Annotated in this window: 1 protein-coding gene and 2 pseudogenes; 2 read left to right on the top strand and 1 reads right to left on the bottom strand. The window is 67.7% G+C overall.

The window, feature by feature from the left end; translation table 11 throughout:
- Window positions 1-409: pseudogene (locus JCM25156_RS28095) on the top strand (DUF763 domain-containing protein); the annotation flags it as partial.
- On the opposite strand, the gene JCM25156_RS30000 reads toward JCM25156_RS28095, so the two are convergent.
- Entirely contained in the window at window positions 317-607 is a 291-nt protein-coding gene (locus JCM25156_RS30000) for a hypothetical protein (protein WP_199898868.1), read from the bottom strand. The pseudogene JCM25156_RS28095 and the gene JCM25156_RS30000 overlap by 93 nt on opposite strands.
- On the opposite strand from JCM25156_RS30000, the pseudogene JCM25156_RS24500 reads away from it, so the two are divergent.
- A pseudogene (locus JCM25156_RS24500) lies at window positions 606-2,392 on the top strand (ABC transporter ATP-binding protein). The gene JCM25156_RS30000 and the pseudogene JCM25156_RS24500 overlap by 2 nt on opposite strands.
- Window positions 2,393-2,422: the final 30 nt, after the last annotated feature.

Below are 2,422 nucleotides of genomic sequence, written 5' to 3'. Positions count from 1 at the left end.
GGCGCGCCCTGCCGTTTTTCCGATCCGGCGCGGTTTTCCCTCGCCCATGGAGGCAAGGACCGTCACCCCTATCCGGTGCCGGTCGCGGTTTACGACCGCACCCTGTCGGTCATGAAGGCGGCGGTGACGGCGGCGCGGCTGGGGCGGGAGGAACGGCTCGACGCCATCCGCCGGCTCGACAGCGCGGCAAGGCGGCTGGAGCGGAGTGACGGGCGGCCCGTCCTTTTCCGGTGTGATGGCCCATGAACGCGCGCATTCGCATGAATATGGGGGGCGGTCGGTATTTGGTCATGAACCACCGCCGCCCCGCCCGGTTTCAGAAGGGCAGGGAAACGGGGTCGTGCGCCATGATGGCAAGCCACAGGGCCAGCAGGAACCCGAACACGATGCGTGCCGCCAGGCGGGGTAAGGGAGCATGTGACATGCGGGTATGATACCGGGGCAAATGCGGCGGAACTGCGGATGATCCCGCCCGCGCCCCGCCTGACTCCATCCAGCCCCACCGCGTCATGCCACGGAGGCCGCACCCTTCATGACACCACCCGACGACACCACCCTGCCCATGCCGCCGGCTATCCCGCCCAGCCGAGACGGGGCGCACGGCCATGCTGCACCGGTACCGCCACCACCCGATCGCCTTCATCGCGCATTACGTGCGGCGGCACGGGCGGGGGCATGCCACCATTGTCGGCGCGATCATGGTGGCGGTTGCGTGCAACGTGGGCATATCCGCCATCATCCGCCATCTGGTCAACGGCATGTCGGAAGGCCAGCAGGGGCGCGAGGCCATAGGGGTCTCCATCGTGCTGTTCTGCCTGACCATCATCTGTGACAACACGGCGTGGCGGCTGGCGGGGTGGACGGCGTCGGGCGTGATCGTGCGCGTGGGCGGCGATGTGCGCCACGACCTGTTCCGTTACCTGACCGGCCATGCCTCCACCTATTTCGCGGACAGGCTGTCCGGCGCGCTGGCGGCCCGGGTTTCGGCAGCCGCCGCGGCGGTGGAATCGCTGGAGAACATGGCGGCGTGGAACCTGCTGCCCGCCGGGCTGAACCTGCTGCTGGCCATCGCGACGCTGGGCACGGTCAGCCCGTGGATGGCGCTGGCGCTGGTGGCCATGACGATGGGGGTGGGGCTTGCCATCTACCGGCTGGCCGGGCGTGGGCAGAGCCTGCACCTGTCCTATGCCCGCGAGGCGGCGGAGGTGGATGGGGAAATGCTCGATGTGGTGCAGAACCTGCCACTGGTGCGCGCCTATGGCATGATCGACGCGGAACATGCCCGCATGCGCCAGCGCATAGGGGGCGAGACCGGCATGCACACCCTCTCGCTGCGGTATATGGAAAAGCTGCGCATGATCCACTCCTTCGTCACCGCCTTCATGACCACGGGGCTGCTGGTGTGGGCCGTGGTGTTATGGCGCATGCACCGGGCCACCACGGGCGATGTGGTGATGGTGACGACGCTGGGCTTCCTGATCCTGAACTGCACGCGCGATTTCGCGTTTTCGATGGTGGAGGCGATGAAGCATGTCACCCGCCTGTCGGAAACGCTGGATCACCTGCTGGCTCCGCATGAACGCAGTGGCGTGGCCGAAACGGTCATGCTGGCCCCCAACGGGGGGCGGGGGCATGTCCGGCTGCGCGATGTCAGCTTTGCCTATCCCGGTGGCGCGCCGGTGCTGTCGCATTTCAATCTGGATATTCCGGCGGGCGCGCGGATCGGCTGGTGGGGGTGTCCGGATCGGGCAAGAGCACCGTGCTGGCCCTGTTGCAGCGCCAGCGTTTCGTGCAGGAAGGCGCGGTCGAGATCGACGGCATCAATATCCTGCAACTCGATGACGCCAGCCTGCGCGCCAGCATGGCCGTCGTGCCGCAGGATGTGTACCTGCTGCGCCGCTCCGTGCGTGAGAATATCCGCTATGGCCGCCCCGATGCGACCGAGGCCGAAATCAGGGCGGCGGCGGAGGCCGCGGGCTGCACGGGTTTCATCGCGGCCATGCCGTCCGGCTTCGATACGATCGTGGGGGAACGCGGGGTGATGCTGTCCGGCGGGCAGCGGCAGCGCATCGCCATCGCGCGCGCGTTCCTGCGCAATGCGCCGGTGCTGATACTGGACGAGGCGACAAGCGCGCTGGATGGGGAAAGCGAGCGCCATGTCCATGCCGCGCTGGAGCGTCTCATGGTGGGGCGTACCGTGATCGCGGTGGCGCACAGGCTGTCCACCCTGCGCGGGTTTGACCGCATCGTGGTGATGGAGCAGGGGCGTATCGCCCAGCAGGGCAGCATGGCGGAACTGGAACATGTGCCCGGCCCCTATCGTGACCGGCTGCTGGCTGGCGCGGGCGCACTGCCGGATAGGGGACTGATTGAAAAGCCAGCCTTCAAGTGAGGGGCATCAGGGCCGTGGCGAAGGTTGTGG

The sequence above is a fragment of the Komagataeibacter kakiaceti JCM 25156 genome (assembly GCF_000613305.1).
The sequence above is the reverse complement of the archived record's forward strand: the minus strand, read 5'-3'. Positions and strand labels throughout refer to the sequence as shown.

What these genes read in the sequence shown, in the direction of transcription:
- JCM25156_RS30000 (WP_199898868.1), bottom strand. Translation starts at nt 607, where the DNA reads ATGGCCGTGCGCCCCGTCTCGGCTGGGCGGGATAGCCGGCGGCATGGG.